This window comes from Poriferisphaera sp. WC338 (assembly GCF_050931845.1).
GTDB lineage: Bacteria > Planctomycetota > Phycisphaerae > Phycisphaerales > Phycisphaeraceae > Poriferisphaera.
Window position 1 is genome coordinate 989806 of record NZ_CP194516.1, and the last position, 17529, is coordinate 1007334.

19 protein-coding genes are annotated in these 17529 nt (G+C 52.4%); all 19 read left to right on the plus strand.

From position 1 onward, the window contains the following. Positions 1 to 111 precede the first annotated feature (111 nt). The 19 genes from ACQ6WK_RS04000 (at position 112) to ACQ6WK_RS04090 (ending at position 17481) form a co-directional block, all read left to right on the plus strand. Positions 112 to 1746 (plus strand): hypothetical protein, encoded by a 1635-nt coding sequence (locus ACQ6WK_RS04000; RefSeq protein WP_432799453.1) that lies wholly within the window; start codon positions 112 to 114, stop codon positions 1744 to 1746. Positions 1747 to 1802: 56 nt separating this feature from the next. Continuing rightward, positions 1803 to 2831, plus strand: a complete 1029-nt coding sequence (gene fliG / locus ACQ6WK_RS04005) for a flagellar motor switch protein FliG (RefSeq protein WP_432799454.1) — start codon at positions 1803 to 1805, stop codon at positions 2829 to 2831. Positions 2832 to 2879: 48 nt separating this feature from the next. Continuing rightward, positions 2880 to 3812 (plus strand): FliH/SctL family protein, encoded by a 933-nt coding sequence (locus tag ACQ6WK_RS04010; protein ID WP_432799455.1) that lies wholly within the window; start codon positions 2880 to 2882, stop codon positions 3810 to 3812. 93 nt (positions 3813 to 3905) lie between these two features. After that, a complete protein-coding gene (locus ACQ6WK_RS04015; protein WP_432799456.1) occupies positions 3906 to 5309 on the plus strand; it encodes a FliI/YscN family ATPase in 1404 nt (467 codons plus the stop codon). A 68-nt stretch (positions 5310 to 5377) separates the two neighbouring features. Continuing rightward, positions 5378 to 5839: a flagellar export protein FliJ gene (gene fliJ, locus ACQ6WK_RS04020; RefSeq protein WP_432799457.1), complete on the plus strand. Its 462-nt coding sequence runs from the start codon at positions 5378 to 5380 to the stop codon at positions 5837 to 5839. Continuing rightward, positions 5839 to 6561: a hypothetical protein gene (locus tag ACQ6WK_RS04025; protein WP_432799458.1), complete on the plus strand. Its 723-nt coding sequence runs from the start codon at positions 5839 to 5841 to the stop codon at positions 6559 to 6561. Before fliJ ends, ACQ6WK_RS04025 begins: the two co-directional genes overlap by 1 nt. Beyond that, the gene (locus ACQ6WK_RS04030) at positions 6558 to 8054 is read left to right on the plus strand and encodes a flagellar hook-length control protein FliK (RefSeq protein ID WP_432799459.1); all 1497 of its coding nucleotides are present in this window, start codon (positions 6558 to 6560) and stop codon (positions 8052 to 8054) included. Before ACQ6WK_RS04025 ends, ACQ6WK_RS04030 begins: the two co-directional genes overlap by 4 nt. Before the next feature lie 49 nt (positions 8055 to 8103). Further along, a complete protein-coding gene (locus tag ACQ6WK_RS04035) occupies positions 8104 to 8772 on the plus strand; it encodes a flagellar hook capping FlgD N-terminal domain-containing protein (RefSeq protein ID WP_432799460.1) in 669 nt (222 codons plus the stop codon). A 30-nt stretch (positions 8773 to 8802) separates the two neighbouring features. Further along, positions 8803 to 9129 (plus strand): hypothetical protein, encoded by a 327-nt coding sequence (locus ACQ6WK_RS04040; RefSeq protein ID WP_432799461.1) that lies wholly within the window; start codon positions 8803 to 8805, stop codon positions 9127 to 9129. A 58-nt stretch (positions 9130 to 9187) separates the two neighbouring features. Continuing rightward, positions 9188 to 10906, plus strand: coding sequence for a flagellar hook protein FlgE (locus tag ACQ6WK_RS04045; protein ID WP_432799462.1), 1719 nt, complete (start codon positions 9188 to 9190; stop codon positions 10904 to 10906). A 116-nt stretch (positions 10907 to 11022) separates the two neighbouring features. After that, positions 11023 to 11220 (plus strand): flagellar FlbD family protein, encoded by a 198-nt coding sequence (locus tag ACQ6WK_RS04050; RefSeq protein WP_432799463.1) that lies wholly within the window; start codon positions 11023 to 11025, stop codon positions 11218 to 11220. 203 nt (positions 11221 to 11423) lie between these two features. Next, positions 11424 to 12197, plus strand: coding sequence for a motility protein A (locus ACQ6WK_RS04055; protein WP_432799464.1), 774 nt, complete (start codon positions 11424 to 11426; stop codon positions 12195 to 12197). 125 nt (positions 12198 to 12322) lie between these two features. Then, positions 12323 to 13075, plus strand: a complete 753-nt coding sequence (locus ACQ6WK_RS04060; RefSeq protein WP_432799465.1) for an OmpA/MotB family protein — start codon at positions 12323 to 12325, stop codon at positions 13073 to 13075. A gap of 41 nt (positions 13076 to 13116) precedes the next feature. Next, complete coding sequence (locus ACQ6WK_RS04065; RefSeq protein WP_432799466.1) at positions 13117 to 13638, plus strand: hypothetical protein; 522 nt, start codon at positions 13117 to 13119, stop codon at positions 13636 to 13638. Between the two features lie 32 nt (positions 13639 to 13670). Next, positions 13671 to 14141 carry a flagellar motor switch protein FliN gene (gene fliN, locus ACQ6WK_RS04070; RefSeq protein WP_432799467.1) on the plus strand — a complete coding sequence of 157 codons (471 nt, stop codon included), beginning with the start codon at positions 13671 to 13673 and terminating at the stop codon, positions 14139 to 14141. A 152-nt stretch (positions 14142 to 14293) separates the two neighbouring features. Then, positions 14294 to 15301 (plus strand): FliO/MopB family protein, encoded by a 1008-nt coding sequence (locus ACQ6WK_RS04075; protein WP_432799468.1) that lies wholly within the window; start codon positions 14294 to 14296, stop codon positions 15299 to 15301. 20 nt (positions 15302 to 15321) lie between these two features. Continuing rightward, on the plus strand, positions 15322 to 16269 hold the full coding sequence (gene fliP, locus ACQ6WK_RS04080) for a flagellar type III secretion system pore protein FliP (RefSeq protein ID WP_432799469.1): 948 nt from the start codon (positions 15322 to 15324) through the stop codon (positions 16267 to 16269). Between the two features lie 60 nt (positions 16270 to 16329). Continuing rightward, positions 16330 to 16587 carry a flagellar biosynthesis protein FliQ gene (gene fliQ / locus ACQ6WK_RS04085; RefSeq protein WP_432799470.1) on the plus strand — a complete coding sequence of 86 codons (258 nt, stop codon included), beginning with the start codon at positions 16330 to 16332 and terminating at the stop codon, positions 16585 to 16587. 87 nt (positions 16588 to 16674) lie between these two features. After that, a complete protein-coding gene (locus ACQ6WK_RS04090; protein WP_432799471.1) occupies positions 16675 to 17481 on the plus strand; it encodes a flagellar biosynthetic protein FliR in 807 nt (268 codons plus the stop codon). Positions 17482 to 17529 lie beyond the last annotated feature (48 nt).

A 17529-nucleotide genomic window follows, 5' to 3' on the forward strand; every position in this document is an offset into this window, starting at 1 on the left:
GGGATTGAGTACGAGCGGGACGGAGTCTTGTTCGTGAGAGGGATGCGGGAAGAGATCAAGGCGAGATAAAGCGGAGCTTTATCGACACACAGTCGGCATGGAGGCCGAAGCATGGAAGTGCTGAAAAGAAGTTGGGCGCAAGTAGCTGCTTCACTCGGCGGGATGACCCGGACCGAGAAGTGGTTTATTGGTGTGCTTGCGGCAGTTTTGGTGGCAGTGGTGGTGATGCTGGTGACGTGGGTGAGCCAGCCGGACAAGATTGCGATGGGGGGCATTTCTTCAGGGCGGGTAGATCAAGCGGTGGCCCGTCTGCAAAACATGGGGATCGAAGCGACAGTTGAAAATGGTCAGGTGATGGTGCCGAAGGCACGGTTCAGCGAGGCGGTCGGTTATCTGATGAGCGAAGATTTGATGGCGGACGATCCGAGCGCGGCGATGGATGCGTATGTCAAAGGGCAATCGGTTTGGATTACCGAAGAAGCATCACGTCGAAATTTTTGGATTAGTTTTCAGACGAGTTTGGCGAGGCAGATCGGTCAGTCGAGTGATATCCGCCGGGCAACAGTACAAATCTCATTTCCGGACAACCGCGGTTTTTCGGCAAGCCATAAGAATCCAACGGCGAGCGTGAGTGTGGTCACGCGAGGCGATCGGCTTGCGCGGAACAAAGCGAAGTCGATTGCAGAATTTGTTGGTGGGAGCGTGCCGGGGATGTCGGCGGCGGATGTGACGGTGCTCGACCAGCACATGAACAGCTACAAGGGTGATGAAGAAGGCTTGGTGTCGCAGGAAGAAGCGATGGCACATCAGAGTCAGCTTGAGAAGAAGACGAAGCAGAAGATCGAGAATTTGCTGAGTTTTATCTCGGGTGTGGTGGTTGAGGTGAATGTGATCACCGATGCGATCGCGCAGAAGCAGCATGAGGCGTGGGACTATGAGAAGGATCAATTGGTGCTCAGTGAAGAAACTGAGGAAACGAACCGCAAGAACACGCAGAATTCGGGTGAACCTGGGGTGGGGTCTAATACACGGTTAGAAGTTCGAGGTGCTAGCGCGACGGGGATCGAAGAATCGATGAATCGGACGAGCGCGCGGATGGGCGAGAAGCCGATGACGGGTCGCACGAAGACGTTGATGATTGGGCAACGGCCCGAGACAGTCAATGTGTCGATTATGGTGCCACGTGGGTATTTTGTTTCGTTGTGGAAGGGGCAGAACCCTGAGAGTGAAAATGATCCTGCGGACGCGGATTTGAAGCCGGTTGTTGATGTGGCGCTTGCCGATATTGAGGAATTGGTGACGCCATTGGTTCGTAGCAGTGGTGATATGAAGAGCCAGATTGCGCTTCGGATGATGCCAGATCAAACAGCGCTTGCGCCAATGGTTGCAGGGGGTGGTGTGACGGGTGGTGTTGTTGGATTTATGGAATCAGATTTAATGAAGCCGGTCGGTGGTGGTTTGCTGGCTTTGGTGGCTGTGGGTTTGATGTTTTGGATGGTGAAAAACGCGACGAAGCCAGAGTCGATGCCAACTGCAGAGGAGCTTGCAGGGATTCCGCCACAACTGCCTGGCGATGATGAGCTTGTGGGTGAGGTCGATGAATTAGAAGCAACGATGGCTGGGTTGGAGTTGGATGAGGATGAATTGGAAAGTCGGCGGATTGCAGAGCAGATCAGTGAGATGATCAAGAACAATCCGGATGAGGCGGGGCATATTTTTGGGAAGTGGGCAAGGACGGATGACTAAGCGCGTGTTAGTCGCTACAGATGGCCGATGAATGTACGGCAGGCTGAGAGTAAGCTATGGCAGGACAAGCAGCAACAGAACAAGGTGAGATGACGGGGATGCGCAAAGCTGCGATCCTGCTACTTGCGCTGGATGAAGAAGCGTCGACGCGGATGCTGGGCGGTTTGTCTGAGAACGCGGTGGAGTCCGTGACGAGAGAGCTTGCGAGTATTGGCAATATTCCGAAGGGGACGCGGGACGGGGTGTTGCGTGAGTTTTATGAATTGGCGGTGGCGCAGAGTTGGGCGAGTGAAGGTGGATTGGATTATGCACGTGCGCTTCTCATGAAGAGTCTTGATCCAAAGGAAGCGGAGCGGATCATTCAGCAGATTAGTCAGCAGGTGCGGAAGACGCCGTTTGCATTTTTACAAAAGGCGGAGGCGCAGAACCTGCTTACGTTTATTCAGGATGAGCATCCGCAGACGATCGCGCTGATTGTGTCGCACTTGGCCTTTCATAAAGCGAGTGAGATTTTAGCGGGATTACCGACGCCGAAGCAGATTGAGGTTGTGAAGCGCGTGGCGAACATGGAGCAAACCAATCCTGAAGTGATCAGTGAAGTAGAACGCGGATTGGAATCGCGATTGGCGAACATGTTGAACCAGTCGTTCGAGAAGATTGGTGGAGTTGAGACGGTCGCCGAGATGTTGAACTTGGTCGATCGCACGACCGAGAAGAGCATCATGGAAGGTTTAGAAGCCGAAGATCCGGATCTGGTCGAAGAGATCCGGCGGCTCATGTTCGTCTTCGAAGATATTCTGCTGGTGGACGACAAGGGTATCCAGGCTGTACTCAAGGAAGTGGACAACGACGAACTTGCACTGGCAGCGAAGACGGCAAGCGAAGAACTCAAGGAAAAGATCTTTGGCAATATGTCCGAGCGTGCAGCCACACTTATCCAAGAAGACATGGAGTTCATGGGTCCAGTGCGCGTGAGCGATGTGGAGGCGGCGCAGCAGCGGATCGTGGATATCGTACGGCGGCTTGAGGACGCGGGTGAGATTATCATTACGGGCAGAGGCGGCGACTCGGATGTTGTCGTTTAATGAATAGCCTTAAAAACCAGTGGTTTTTGAGGGGAATGTGAGGCATGGATGGCCATACTTAAAAACAACAGCGCGATGTCGGCAATGAAAGAAGCGGTGGTGTTAGACCTTGGGGACATTGGTCGTCAGGCAGCAAAGCTGCGCGTACAGGCTGAGGGAAGGGCGGCAGAGATTTTGTCGGATGCTCAACGCGAGGCGCAGACGTTGGTAGCGGGGGCGCATGAGATAGGTTTGCAGCAAGGCAAAGAAGAGGGGCACGCAGAAGGTTATCCCGTGGGTTTGCAGCAGGGAAAACAGGAAGCGCTGCAGTTGGAGCTGGAGAAGTTATCGCAGTTACAGACAGCATGGGCGGATGTAGTGGGGCAATGGGATGGCGCGCGGTCGCAGATGGAAGCAGAAGCGCGTGAGTCGATCTTGGAATTTACGCTAAAGTTGGCGGAGCGATTGGTGCACCGTGTGATTGAGGTTGATCATACGGTGGTGGTCGATCAAGTGGCGAATGCGCTATCGAATATTCTGCGGCCATATGATGTGTCGGTTCAGATCAATCCGGAAGATCGTCCCATGTTGGAAGAAGCATTGCCGGAGTTGATGAATGAGTTTCGTCACCTGACGCATGTGGAGTTGGTTGATAATGTAGAGATCACGCGCGGTGGCTGTACAGTGGCGTATGGGCGCGGCGAGATTGACGGCCAGATCGAGACGCAGCTAGAGCGAATCATTGATATGATTTTGCCGGAAGAAGTGCCGGGGCAGATTGTGGAAGAAGTCGGTCAGTCGATGGGTGAATCGTTGGGGACGGTAACAGATGTGAGCGATTTGCCGGGAGGTATTCCGGGGATGTTGCCTGGTGATGCAGGGTTGGCGGATGGCGTGAATGATGTTCAGGGTCTTGAGCCACCTCAAGACGGGATTGATCCAGCGAGGTTTGATGATGCGGGTGGGATGGAGCTTGGCGGGTCGGATCAACCGCCGTTGTAACCACATATATAGATACAGTTGGCGATGTTGCATGATTGGATAATCGAGGCAGCACGTTTTTATTTGGCGCGCTATTTGCTAGGAATACTGGGTATGGCTGTATTAGAGCAGCAAATCGAGATGTTGGAGCAGTCGGCCCCGCTAGAATTGCGCGGTACGGTGGTTGAAGTGCGCGGTCTTGCGCTTCGCGTGGCTGATTTGCCGGTGCCGGTGGGCGCGATGGTGCGCGTGGTGGGGCGTGGTGCCGGGCGAGATCAATTGCAATTGTTGGTCGAAGGGGAAGTGGTTGGCTTTGATGAAGATGTGACGATCGTAATGCCGTTTGGCGAACTGAACGGGATTAAGCGTGGCGACAAAGTGATCGCGACGCAGTTTGCACAGTATGTGCGTGTGGGTGAGTCGGTGTTGGGGCGTGTGTTAGATGGATTAGGTCGGCCGATTGATGGGCTTGGACCTTTGGCAGAAACGGTATCGCGTCCGCTGAATCCAAAGCCGGTGGATCCGCTGAATCGTCCACGGATTGATGAAGCGTTGGCGACTGGCGTGCGTGCGGTGGATGGCATGATGAGTGTGGGACGCGGCCAGCGGATGGGTGTGTTTGCGGCTCCAGGTATGGGTAAATCGACTTTATTGGGGATGATGGCGAAGCATACGGCGGCGGATGTGAGTGTGATCGCACTCGTGGGAGAACGCGGCAGGGAAGTAAGAGATTTTATTGAAGGGACACTTGGGCCGGAAGGGATGGCGCGGAGTGTGGTGGTGGCGGCGACAAGCGATGAGCCTGCATTGGTTCGGATTCGATGTGCGATGGTGGCGACAGCGATTGCGGAATATTTCCGTGATGAAGGTATGGATGTGCTTTTGATCATGGATTCAGTTACGCGATTCTGTCAGGCGCAGCGGCAGGTGGGTTTGGCAGCAGGTGAGCCGCCGACGACGAAAGGTTTTCCGCCGAGTACGTTTGCGATGTTGCCGCGGATGCTTGAGCGTTCGGGCCGCACGGAAACAGGATCGATTACGGGTCTGTATTCAATTTTGGTTGAAGGCGACGACATGACTGAGCCGGTGGCGGATGCGTGTCGTGGGATTTTGGATGGGCATATTCAGTTATCGAAAAAGCTGGCGGAGCAGGGGCATTACCCGGCAATTGATGTGTTGGGGTCGGTTAGTCGTGTGGCGGATGATGTGACGATGGTGGATCAGCAGAAGGCGCGGCAGGAAGTGGTCAAGTTGCTGGCATCTTATGCGCAGGTTGAGGATTTATTGAATATCGGCGCGTACACGATCGGCAGTAATCCTGATTTTGATTTGGCGATTGCATGCAAGCCAGCGATTGATCAAGTGTTGCAGCAGGGGCGGGAATACAAAGAGGAATTACGGAACTTTGGGAATACCAGAGGGATGTTTTTGGCGCTTGCGGGCAAGATTGAGGAGGCACGTAAGCAATTGAAGCAGCAGCAAGTAGGTATGCAAGAAAGCACGCCGCTGCCACAGTAAGCGAAACGGTTTGGTTTACTGTATTTGCTCGGAGGATCCGAGCTTGGATGAAAGAGGATTGAGGATCGATGCCAAGATTCGCATTCAAATATGAGACTTTGCTGGACCATCGGCGGACGATTGAGGAAGATCGTCAGCGCGATGTGGCGCGGTTGCTTCGGACGAAGATGATCTTTGAGGGCGAGCTTCGGAAGATGCAGGAAACGATTGTAACGAGCAAGCATGCGTTGGCTGACGGTTTGGTCGGCGCGGTGGATGTTCGCAGGATTGCAGAGTTTGCCGGGTATAGTAGCCACGTGACGGTGCGTGGTCAGAATCTGGTGATGAAGATGGCGGAGCTTGAAAATCATCTTCAGACGGCACGCGGCAAGTTGCTTGATGCGACAAAGCAGCGGAAGGCATTGGAGCTTTTGAAAGAGAAGCAATTCGATGCTTGGAAGTATGCAGAGAACAAGAAAGAATCTGCGGAGCTGGATGAAATAGCCACGCAGCGTTATGCGAGGAAACTCGTGCTGGGAGGGGCTAACTGATGATTAGATTGCTAGGGGTCGCAATCATCATTGCTTTGATCTTGAATACGCTTGCCTTGGCCGGATTGATCGGCTGGCTCGGATTTTCAGGTCGTTTGGATCGTGATCGTGTGGATCAGGTTGTGTCATTGTTTGAAATGACGATCGAAGATCAGGCGGCCGCGGAAGCCGCGCAGTTAGCCGAAGCGGAAGAGATTTTAAAGAAAACGCAGGAAGCAGCACGTCTTGAGGCTGCGTCACGCGGGCCGCACTCATTTGCTCAGCGTCTGAATGAGGAAGGTGTTGCGAGTGAGGTGGCAGTGGCGCGTTTAGAGCGATTGAATCGCGAAAAAGCTGATCTTCATCGTTTGTTACAACTGGATAAACAGATGATTGAGCAGCAGCGAAGTGCGTTAAAAAAGGAACGTGAAGCGTTTGCGGAAGATATTAAGCAGCAAGCAGCGAGCAGTAAGGATGAAGATTTCCAGCGGACCGTGCAGATGCTGACGAAGCTAAAGCCGAAGCAATCGAAGGAAATTTTTTTACGGATGTTGGATGCGGGGGAATTAGATCAAGCGGTGGATTATTTGAATGCCATGCCGACACGTGTGAGTGGGAAGATACTAAGCGAGTTTAAGACTGCGCCTGAGATTTCTCAGATGAAAGTGTTGTTGGATCGGATGGCGACGCGTGGGAGTGGGCCTGTGTCTGTGAACGATCAATTAGCCGAGGTGAAATCATGAGTAGCATATTGTTGCAAACTTTAAGCCAGAGTTTACCGCAGGTTGTGGCGGTGAAGAAAGATGCACCTGAGGCGAAGGTTAGTTCGGATTCGTCGTCGTTCAAGCAAACCCTTGACCGAACGCAAAAGCAGAGTGATCGCGGCGTGGCGGTTGAGAAAGATGCGGGCCAAGGGCGGCAGGTTGTTCGTGAAGAGGATGTTGATGCGGGTACGGAAGTTGATCTGAACGACGGCGGCGAAGAGCAAGTGATTGCAGATGTATCCCAGAAGGAAGAGACTGTAAAACAAGGGGAAAACGGGGATGTAGAAGGGGGAGATCAGGTTGCTGTTGGTGGGAGATATGAAGGTGAAAGTCGGGGCGATGCGAAGCAAGCCGCGAGCATTGAAACACAAGTTCAGGTTGAGGGTGGCCAAGCAGAGGCAGTGGGTAAGCCGGTGACAATTGAGGATCTACGAGCGATTGTGGCGGAAGCTTTTGAAGGATCGGGTGGGTTGCAAGTTGATATTGAAAGCGAAACAGGTGAAGGCGAACCGGTTGGTCAGCAAGGTGATGACGTAAAGGTTGATGCGGCAGCGAAGCAGGTTGTGGTGACGCAGTTTGAGGGGGAAGTGGTACAACAAGATGTTGTGACGCAGGATAGTGAAGATGGTGAGCAGGTTGTTGTGGCACCTGAGAAAAAGGTTGAAGGTAAAGACAGTAAGCAAAGTAAGCGTGAAGTTAAGATTGAAAAGAGTGGAGAGGTGGCCACGAAAGTTGATGCTCCGCAGCGTGCGGTGGCCAGCGATGTGGTTATTGATCGGCCTGTTGAAGCAGCGACTCAGACGGCGCAGGGTTTGGATTATGATTCGCACCGCAGTGCGGAAGCGCGGTTGGCAGATGCGACTGTGCAGCAAACAACTTCGAACGTTAGTGAGGTCCAAATTACGGCGCAGACTCGCGGCGAGGTAAAGATTGAAAATACGAATGTTGATCAGGTGGGCAACAACTTTGCGATTCAATCGAATGATACGAGCAAGGAAACGCCGGTGAAGGGGTTGCAGCTACCAAATACAGGGGCTGATAACGAACAGCAGAATGCGGCTCGGATCACACGAGGTATTCAAACAGTGATGAATCAACGTGGCGGGAATTTGACCTTGCGGTTAACGCCTCCAGAGATGGGTACGGTGAAGATTCAACTCCAAATCGAAGGTGCGAAAGTTAATGTGCAGCTACATACGCAGCAGGAATCTGCTCGCAGCATGTTACAGCAGCAAGTTCAGCAACTGAGGCAGTCACTTGAGCAGCAGGGTTTGCAAGTTGAGCGGATTGGAATCCAGAACATGCAATCATCGCAGCAATCTTCGATGAACAGCCAATCTGATTTGAGTCATGAAGACGGACGCAGTCGAGGTGAGTATGCAGGGCAACAACGTCAGGGGCAGAATGATAACGAGCAGAAGCAGGAAGCGAGCAGTTTTGAAGAACTGGTTCAGGAAGAAGTGGCGGCGTAAGTAGCGAGCAAGAGAATCAATCACGGCTTGATCGTGAAGGAGCATACGGATGAGTTCAGCAATTGGTGGAACAGCAGCAAATGGATTGGCGAACGGCGCATCGTCTACGAATAAATTTGCGGAGATGAGCAGTGCGGAGTTTGTAAAGCTGATGGTGGCTGAGTTATCAAATCAAGATCCGTTTGAACCAAATGATTCCGCTGCAGTCTTGGAGCAATTGAGTAGTTTGCGGAATATTGAAAGTCAATCATCGCTTCAGAGTTCGTTGGAGGCGATGGTGAACCAGCAAACGATTTCGCAGGCGGGTGGATTGATCGGCTACCAAGTGACAGGGCTTGATGCACAGAATGATAGCACAACAGGGATTGTGACATCTGTACGGATCGTGAATGGGAAGGCTCAGCTTCAGTTGAACAATAATAAGACACTGGAGATGGATCGCCTGACGGATATCCAGGTGCCGCAGCAAGAGCCGGATGAGACGCCGCTCTTGTGGGATGCGAACGGGGACAATCAGGTGAACGCGGCGGATGCAGATGTCTGGTATGACCGTTGGGCTGAGCACAATGGTAAAGAGCCGGGCGTGGACAGTGAAGGCCGGATACAGACGTGGAAGTTTAGTGAAGGCGATTTTAATACAGATGGTAAGGTGGATATACAAGACCTTGCGATCATGCAGAATCTCTTTGCGAATCTCGCGAGTCAGCCAAGTACTTAATTGATCTAATGCACGGATAGAAGGAACAAGATGGGAACGTCATCAGATTTATTGAGAATGCTTGAACCTGCGGTACGACCCGTACCTGTGCAGGTGAAGGGTACGTCTCAGCAATCGCCGACGACGTTTGAGAATAAAACATTTGATCAGCTTTTGGACGAGGCGCGAACGATTGCGACGGGGCCGGAAGCAGATCAGGTTAAGGGGGCTGAGGGAGAGAGCAAGGCGGTCGATAGTTTGTCGCCGCTGACAAGGATTGATCTTGTGGAGAATGCAGCATTGCGCCAGATTCTCGAAGCGAAGCAGGATCAATTGGGAAATCGTTTGAATCAACCAACAAAAGCGATTGGCGCATAGGATCGCAAGCATCGCTGTGAGACGGATCATCACAGCTGAATAGAGCAGGAGCAGCATTATGGGTTTAGGCACATCGTTATATACCAGTCTCTCAGGTTTGACGGCGAGTACACACATGCTCAGTGTGGCTGGTAATAATATTGCCAACGTGAACACGACAGCTTACAAGCGCAGTCAGATCACGTTCGAGACACAGATTTCCCAGACGCTGAAGAGCGGTTCGTCACCGACAGATATTTTGGGTGGTACGAACCCGGCACAGGTTGGCTTGGGTGTACGTCTTGGTTCGATTCAAAAGAACTTTGAGAGTGGCACGCCACAGCCAACAGGCGTGAGTACGAATATGGCGATCGATGGGAATGGCTTCTTTATTGTTGAGAATAACGGTAGCCGATTCTTCACGCGGGATGGCAGCTTTGTGCTTGACCGTAATTTTAATTTGGTGATGCCCAGTAGTGGTAGCCGCGTGATGGGCTATCCGATTGATGATGAATTTAACGTGATTGAGGGGGTGTTGCAGCCGCTGAATATCCCGATCGGGATCATGACGATTTCAGAACAAACGAACAATGTGAACTTGTCGGGCAACCTGAATGCCGGCGGCGATATCGGTACGCGCGGATCAATCATTGAAACGCAGCAGATGTTCAGCGATGCGGCAGCAACCACGGATGCGGTGCCGGGTACGGCACTGACGAGTTTGTTCAGGGCAGATGGAACACCCTTGTTTGCGACCGGCGATATTATTTCGCTAGAAGGTGCGACCAAGGGCGGCGCGCAGGTCACGACGATGAAGTTTGAAGTGGGGGGTGCGATCACCGCGGATGGCGTAGATGACAGTGGTACGACGCTTCAAGATTTGATGGACTTCTTCCAGCATTCAATGGGTGTTGATACAGTTGCACCTGATGGGGCGGGTGTGTCGTTGTCGGGTGGTGTGATGACAATCACAGGTAACTATGGCGAGGGGAATGATCTTGAAATTGAAGATGGTAATGTTGTGGTGAATAAGGGCGCGTCGCCGTCGATTCCGTTCGCACTTTCGAAGACGCAAAGTGCGGATGGCGAGTCGAGTAAGACGTCGTTTGTGGTGTATGACTCGCTGGGAAATCCGCTGAAAACGAGTATCACGATGGTGCTTGAAGAGAAGAGCGATGCGGGGACGCGGTGGCGGTTCTATGCGAACTCGAATGAAGACACGGATGTTGATACCGTGATCGGGACGGGGACACTTCTGTTTGATAACCAGGGACAGATCCTTGGTGCAAATGATGCTCAGCTTATTTTCAATCGTGACGGTACCGGTGCAGAGACACCACAGGCGGTGAACTTGTTGTTTGATGCTCCAAATGGACAGATCACTGCGTTGCAGGATGACCGGGATCAGATCTCGATGATTTTGCAGGATGGTTCGGCGCTCGGGACACTTGAAGATTTTACCGTATCGCAGGACGGGTCGATTACAGGTTCGTTCTCGAACAGTTTGCTGCGAAACTTAGGACGGGTGCCGCTGGCGATGTTTGCGAACAATCCGGGCTTGGTGGATGTGGGTGGGAACACGTATCGCCCATCGACGAACTCAGGTATTCCGGTGATTGTCAGCCCGACAACAGGCGGCTCGGGCAAGGTGATTGGTCGAGCGGTGGAAGCATCGAATGTGGATGTGGCAGAAGAATTCTTGAATCTGATCAACGCGAACACCGGCTTCAGCGCAAATTCGCGGGTGATCTCGACGACGAATCAGATGATTCAAGAACTATTATCAACAGTCAGGTAAACGAAATGACAAACAATAGTTTGTCTTGATCTCGGTCGGCGGAGCTGGTCGTTAAAGCGAAGAGGATCTTCGCCGCGGAGCATGGATGTGAAGGCACGTGGAAAGGTGCAGAGACGATGATCACGGTGACACGTTTGAACGGCAGGCAGGTTGTTGTGAATGCGGAGATGATTCGCACTGTGGAAGCGAACCCGGACACAACGATCAAGCTGATGAACGGTGACCACATCATCGTGAAAGAGACAATGGCCGAGGTTGTGTCGTTGTCGATTGAATATGGCCGGAGTTTGCGGAGGCTGCTCCCGCCGTCATAGGCAGCAAGGAGGCTGCACGAGGATGAAGCTCGGTTGCACGTTTGTTGTGACGGGTATGGATGTTTGTCCGAGAAGATCGGATTGAGGATGAAAGCGGGCACGCTATGCGTGAATGCTGATCTTGGATTGTGGAAATCAAAGGTCGGTATTTATGCGGCCGATAAGGCCGTTGGCGATGTGCCTAACCTGAAAGAGGTGCAAGGATGGATCTCGGTGTACTTTTCGGCATTATTGGAACATGGGTGCTTATCTTCTGGGCACTACTGATGGGCGGTCGCATGGATATTTATATCGATGTGCCATCGGTTATTTTGGTTTGTGGTGCATCTGTGACGGTCATGTTTTTGTGTTTTCCAGCGGCACGTCTGAAGAATTTTATAGGCGTGGTGAAGAAGGCGTTTTTCTGGAAGAACAGTTCGATCGAGAAGTTGATCGAGGACATGGTTTCGTATGCGGAGATTGCACGGCGGGATGGGATTCTATCGCTTGAAAACACAACGAAAGACATTGAAGACCCGTTTATCGTTCAAGGGATTCAGATGGCAGTTGATGGAACTGATCCGGAATTGATCGAGCAGATCATGACGACGGATTTGGAGAACTTGGTCGATCGGCATGACACGGGGAAGGGGATGTTTGATGCGATTGGAAAATATGCACCGGCGTTTGGCATGATCGGGACACTGGTGGGCTTGGTGGCAATGCTTTCTGACTTGTCGGACCCGAGTTCGATTGGTGCAGGCCTTGCTGTTGCGCTGCTGACAACGATGTACGGTGCGATGATCTCGAACGCGATTGCACTACCGATTGCGGACCGTTTAGAGCGTCGAAGCTCGGAAGAAGTGCTATATAAAACGATTATTATCAAGGGCGTGATGTCAATCCAGTCCGGGGATAACCCGCGTATTGTGGAACAGAAGCTGCGGACGTTCTTGCCGCCGTCACAACGGCCGGTGGAAGATAAGGAAGCGGCGTGATTGAAATGAGATGTCTATCTAATGAATAGACGAGATGAATGCTCAGAGGTGTTGCTCGGGGGTCGGGCAGCAAGTTGAGAGCAAAAATTCGTACATGTTGTTTGTTGTAAGAAACGGTTTTAACGATGGCAAAAAAGAAGAAATGCCCACCAGAAGGCGCACCAGAGTGGATGGTGACGTATGGCGACATGGTCACACTGCTTCTGTGCTTCTTTGTGTTGATCGTTGCGTTCTCAGAAGTGAAGAAAGAAGACGAATTTCAGGCGGTGGTTGAGGAGATTAAAAAGGCGTTCGGGATGAAGGGCGGCGGGGGCCGATTGCCGACGGATGATGACCCGGAATTGACGCTGATTCAGCGGCTAGAAGCGTTAAATTTACAGAAGCAACGTGAGCCAAATGAGTCGAATACCGACGATCCGGGGATGGAGGGGAAGGAGCAGGAGACACAAATCATTCGTCCGGGGTTATTAATGGTGCTCGGCGGACCGATCTATTTTGAGCAGGGATCAGCAGAATTATCGAGCCAGGCGCGGGAACAGCTTAAGACGATTGCGGATTTGACCCGAGGTAATAACAATCTGGTCGAGGTTCGCGGTCATGCGTCCTCGATGGAGGCGGACGATCTTTCTGGCCGATACGAAGATTTATGGGACCTCTCCAGTGCGCGGGCCAAGGTCGTGATGCAGTATCTGACGTCGGACGAGGTCGGGCTGAACGGGAACCGGTTCCGGATTACGGGGAATGCGGATCGTGAGCCGGTGGTTCAGCGGAAATATAGTGCTGAGGAAAAAGCGCCCAATCGGCGTGTGGAGGTTGTGGTCAGTGAAAATGTGGTGAGAGATTTTACCGAGCCACATGTTTCATTCAGCAGCCGATAGATTTTGAAGTTTGAGGAACGAGAAAGATAGGAGTTCATCTCATGGCAGATGACAACGCGGAAAACACGGCGGAAGCGCCGAAGAAGAAGATGCCGATCAAAACGTTCATCGCAGTGTTCGCGGTGCTGTTGATCGAAGCAGTCGCTATTACTGCAGTATTTATGCTATCGGGCAGTCCGGATCCGGTGACAGCAGATTCTGCAGCGATCGACGAAGCTGCCAACGGTGAGAAGTCAATGGAAATGCTTCTGGTGCAGGATAAGTTCCAAAACACACGCACCGGCAGAGCATACCTATATGATGCCGCGATAAATATTGTGATCAAGAACAAGAACGAAGGTGCGGTGACTGAGATCATCGACGCCAACAAAGCACGGATCGAAGCGGATATCTCGAACATCTATCGCAAGGCTGAGCCGGCACATCTGATGGAATTTGAGCTGTCCACGCTGAAGCGGCAGATCATGTCGGTGCTTACGAACCGTTTTGGGATGGACCCTGAGGATAACGAGCCGTACATTCATGAAATTGTGATGCGACAAAAGCGTTATCGAGCGGATTGATTTTTTCGTCAAGAAGGTACAATGGATTTCCTATGGCAGATGATCTTCAACAAACTGGGCAGGAAGCCGCGGCAGCCGCGAACGACCCATCGGTGCAAGACGCACTGGATCAGGCGCAGGCGTCGGTGAACGAGATCAAAGATCAGGTGGATCAGGCCGGCGGGTTGGATCTGCCCGATTTGTCGTCGATTCCGGAAGCAGAGGGGATCGAGCTACTTGGGGATGTTGACCTTGGCGTGACGATCGAGCTTGGCCGCACGGAAATGCTGGTTGAAGATGTGCTTCGATTGACCAAGGGCAGTGTGGTGGAGTTGGATAAGTTGGCGGGCGACCCGGTGGATGTGCTGGTGAATGGCCGACTTGTGGCTCGGGGCGAGGTGCTGGTGCTGAACGATAATTTCTGTATCCGTATCAGCGAGATTGTTGCTAATCTTGAGGAACAGGCCGAGGCGGCAGCGCAGGTCGAGATTCGGCCGAGCAGCGGTAATGAGCCCGCAGCGTGAGATGAGTTAAGTTAAAATTTCTGCAGGATTTCAGAGATTTGATAGTATACCTCCTGAGGCGGTTGCCTCGGGGATGAGCGAATCATGATTGTCGGAGGATCCGGCAGTCGGTGACAAAAACACATTTCATGAAGATGAGATGTGAGTTGGCCATGGAGGGCCGAACCGTGCGGCAAGATTTGCGTGCACATATATTGGTTTTGATTGTTGCGGCGCTGTCGTTTTCGATGGGCGCCTATTCTTTTGCGCAAAATTCAGATGAACGTGTCGCAAGCGGATCGCGTTTTTATCAGCAAGACCCGGTCGCGCCGCAGGGTCCAAGTGAGGTGGGGACTGTCGGGGGGCCGGGGGGAACTCAAACCTATCCGCAGATGCCACAAGCCCCAGCCGCTGAAGCACCGAGCGAGAGTGGTGCAGTGCCGACTGATCGAATTCGGCGGATTTCAGAGTTGATCGGTCAAGAGAACACGGTCACCGAAACATCCGCAGTGCAGAAAGCAGATCAACCGGAAGTCGTGGATCGCGTGGATGTGATCCAAGCAGATGAGCGAAGTGAAGCTAATGCGGTGGGCAAAGAGGGTATTGGTGAAAGTGGGAAGTTGCTAAGTGCGAATCGGATCTCGCGGTTGCCGGGCAATGTGTCGGGTAGCACGATTGATCCGCCGGGGGGCGGCGTGACGTCTTGGATCATGAGCACGCTGACATCATTGGGCGTGGTGATCGCAGTGATTCTTGGGATCAGGTGGGCATACATGAAGATGGGTGGAAAGGGTGTCTCACGGTCGACACCGGTGATCGAGATGCTTTCGCGGACAGCGGTTGCGCCGAAGAATCATGTGGTGATGCTTCGAGTAGGGGGGCGGATTTTGATTTGCTCCGACTCGTCCGCCGGGATGCGTACGTTGACTGAGATCACCGACCCGGAAGAAGTGGCGGAGCTGTTGGCTTCTGTTTCCGCATCAAGCCAGCAGTCGGTGACGCGCGCATTTCAGAATGTATTGGGCAAATATGGAGAGGACTACGATCAATCCGGCCGATTGTCCGGCGAAGAAGGCGGGGACGTGAACGAATATCAAACGGACCGTGCTCGCGAGTCAGTGACGACGCTGCTGGGCAAGGTGCGCGCGATGGCGGGTGCGGGGAAGGGGGATGATCGGTGAGCCGAGGGTGCACGTTCATCTTGATAGTATTGAGTGTTTGTGTGCTGCTTGCAGTGCCGTCGGAGGCGATCGCACAGTCAGCAGGAGCGGTTCCAGCTGGTAGCAACGGCGAGGTTCAACTTGATCTAAGCAACCCGGTGAATTTGGTAGAGAACGCGGGTAGTGTGCTGAATGCTCTGCAAAACAAGGGAGAAACAGGCGAGCCGGGCGGAGGATTGTCGGCGACGCTATCCATCATCATTTTACTGACGGTGCTTTCGCTGGCACCGGCAATGCTGGTGTTGTGTACGAGTTTTACGCGGATTGTGGTGGTACTAGCGTTATTGCGTCAGGCGATCGGCACACAGTCGCTTCCGCCGTCACAAGTGATTGTGGGGTTGGCATTGTTCATGACGTTTTTGGTGATGTACCCAACGTTTGAGCAAATCAATCAGGCCGCGATCATTCCATTGAACAATGGAACGATTGATCAGCGGCAGGCATGGGGCCGGGCGAAGCAACCGCTACGGACGTTCATGTTTAATCAGATCGACAATGCGGGGAACTGGGACGACATCTATATGATCCTGAATTACCGCGGGGTCGATACATCGAATCCAGAGCAGCTTAAGGATGATGATGTCGACATGCTGACGCTCATCCCAGCGTTTGTGTTGTCTGAATTGAAGGTTGCATTTTTGATTGGCTTCCGGTTGTACTTGCCGTTTTTGATCATTGATATGGTGGTATCAAGCGTACTGATTTCGATGGGGATGTTGATGCTTCCGCCAGTGATGATCAGCTTGCCGTTTAAGCTGCTCATGTTTGTGTTGGTTGATGGCTGGATGTTGGTGGCTGGGAACTTGCTGGATAGTTTTGTGGTGGCAGATGGGACGGTGGCGATATTGCCGGGGGTGGTGGAGATGTATGCAGGAATGAGTATGCGCGATCTTGCGCATGTGGTATTGCCGGGGGCGGGGGTGACGTAGCCGAATGATAGGGGTGTGATTCAATGTATTTTTGATCCGATTTTTATGAAGGATTGACCGATGGGCGTAGAGCAAGCAATCGACATGGTGCGGGAGACCTTTGTGTTGATGTTGCTGCTGTCGTTGCCAATTTTGGCTGCGGCTTTGGTGGTAGGTTTAACGATCAGTATTCTTCAGGCGGTGACGCAGATTCAGGAACAGACGCTGACGTTTGTGCCCAAGATTTTAGGGATGGGGATCGTGGCGGTGTTGGCGATGCCGTGGCTGGTGATGAAGATCATGGAGTTCGCAACACGGATGTTTGCAGGCTATCAGTAACACGATAGTTGAGATCATGCCGTGCAGTGTGTGCGGCTTGCGGTTCTATTTGGTTGGTTTGTGACTGGTTTTCGGAGCAATCGGGATATGCCCGTTTCACTCGGCCCCATCTTGGATCACCTGCCGGCTTGGCTGATGGTGCTTTTCCGTCTGACAGGGATCTTTCTGTTTGCGCCGATGCTCAGTTCTCAGATCATTCCGCGGCATGTGAAAGTTTTCTTAGTTGTTGGGTTGTCATTCTGTGTTTACCCAATGCTTCTAAACCCCGGTACAGGTGCGGCGGCATCGCTTGGTTATGTGATTGATAACGGGTTGCAACTCTATTCACTCATCCCCAAGATCGCGCTTGAGCTATTGTTGGGTATCACGATTGGTTATGCGGCAAATCTCCCTATCATCGGTGTGCAGATTGGTGGGTATGTCATTGACCAGCAGATGGGCTTAGCGCTCGCGCAGGCCTACAATCCGGACATCGGCGATCAGGCGACGATCATCTCGCAGACGCTATTTTTGTTCGCCTTAGCGATCTTCATCATGCTCGGTGGGGAGCGCATCATGTTTGGTCTGCTGATCGAGTCGTTTCAACATATTCCCTTAGGTTCGTTCCATAGTTTTGAGTCCGCACTCAACCTCATCATCGGCATCATTACGATCATTTACGATTTGGCGATCCAGATCGCCGCGCCGCTCATCTGCCTGCTGTTTCTGGTGACGCTTTCACTCGGCTTCATCGCGCGGACCATGCCGCAGCTCAACATTCTTTCCGTCGGCTTCTCGTTGCGTATTCTCGTATCGGCGCTGATCCTGATTATCTCCGTCGGCATGATCGTGTCGGTCTACATCGACAACTTCTATGAAGTTTTTGGTTACATCAGAGAATTTATTACGCAGTGACAAACAGAATCATGTAAACTGTTGCCAGCGAAGCAGTACCCTTCGCTT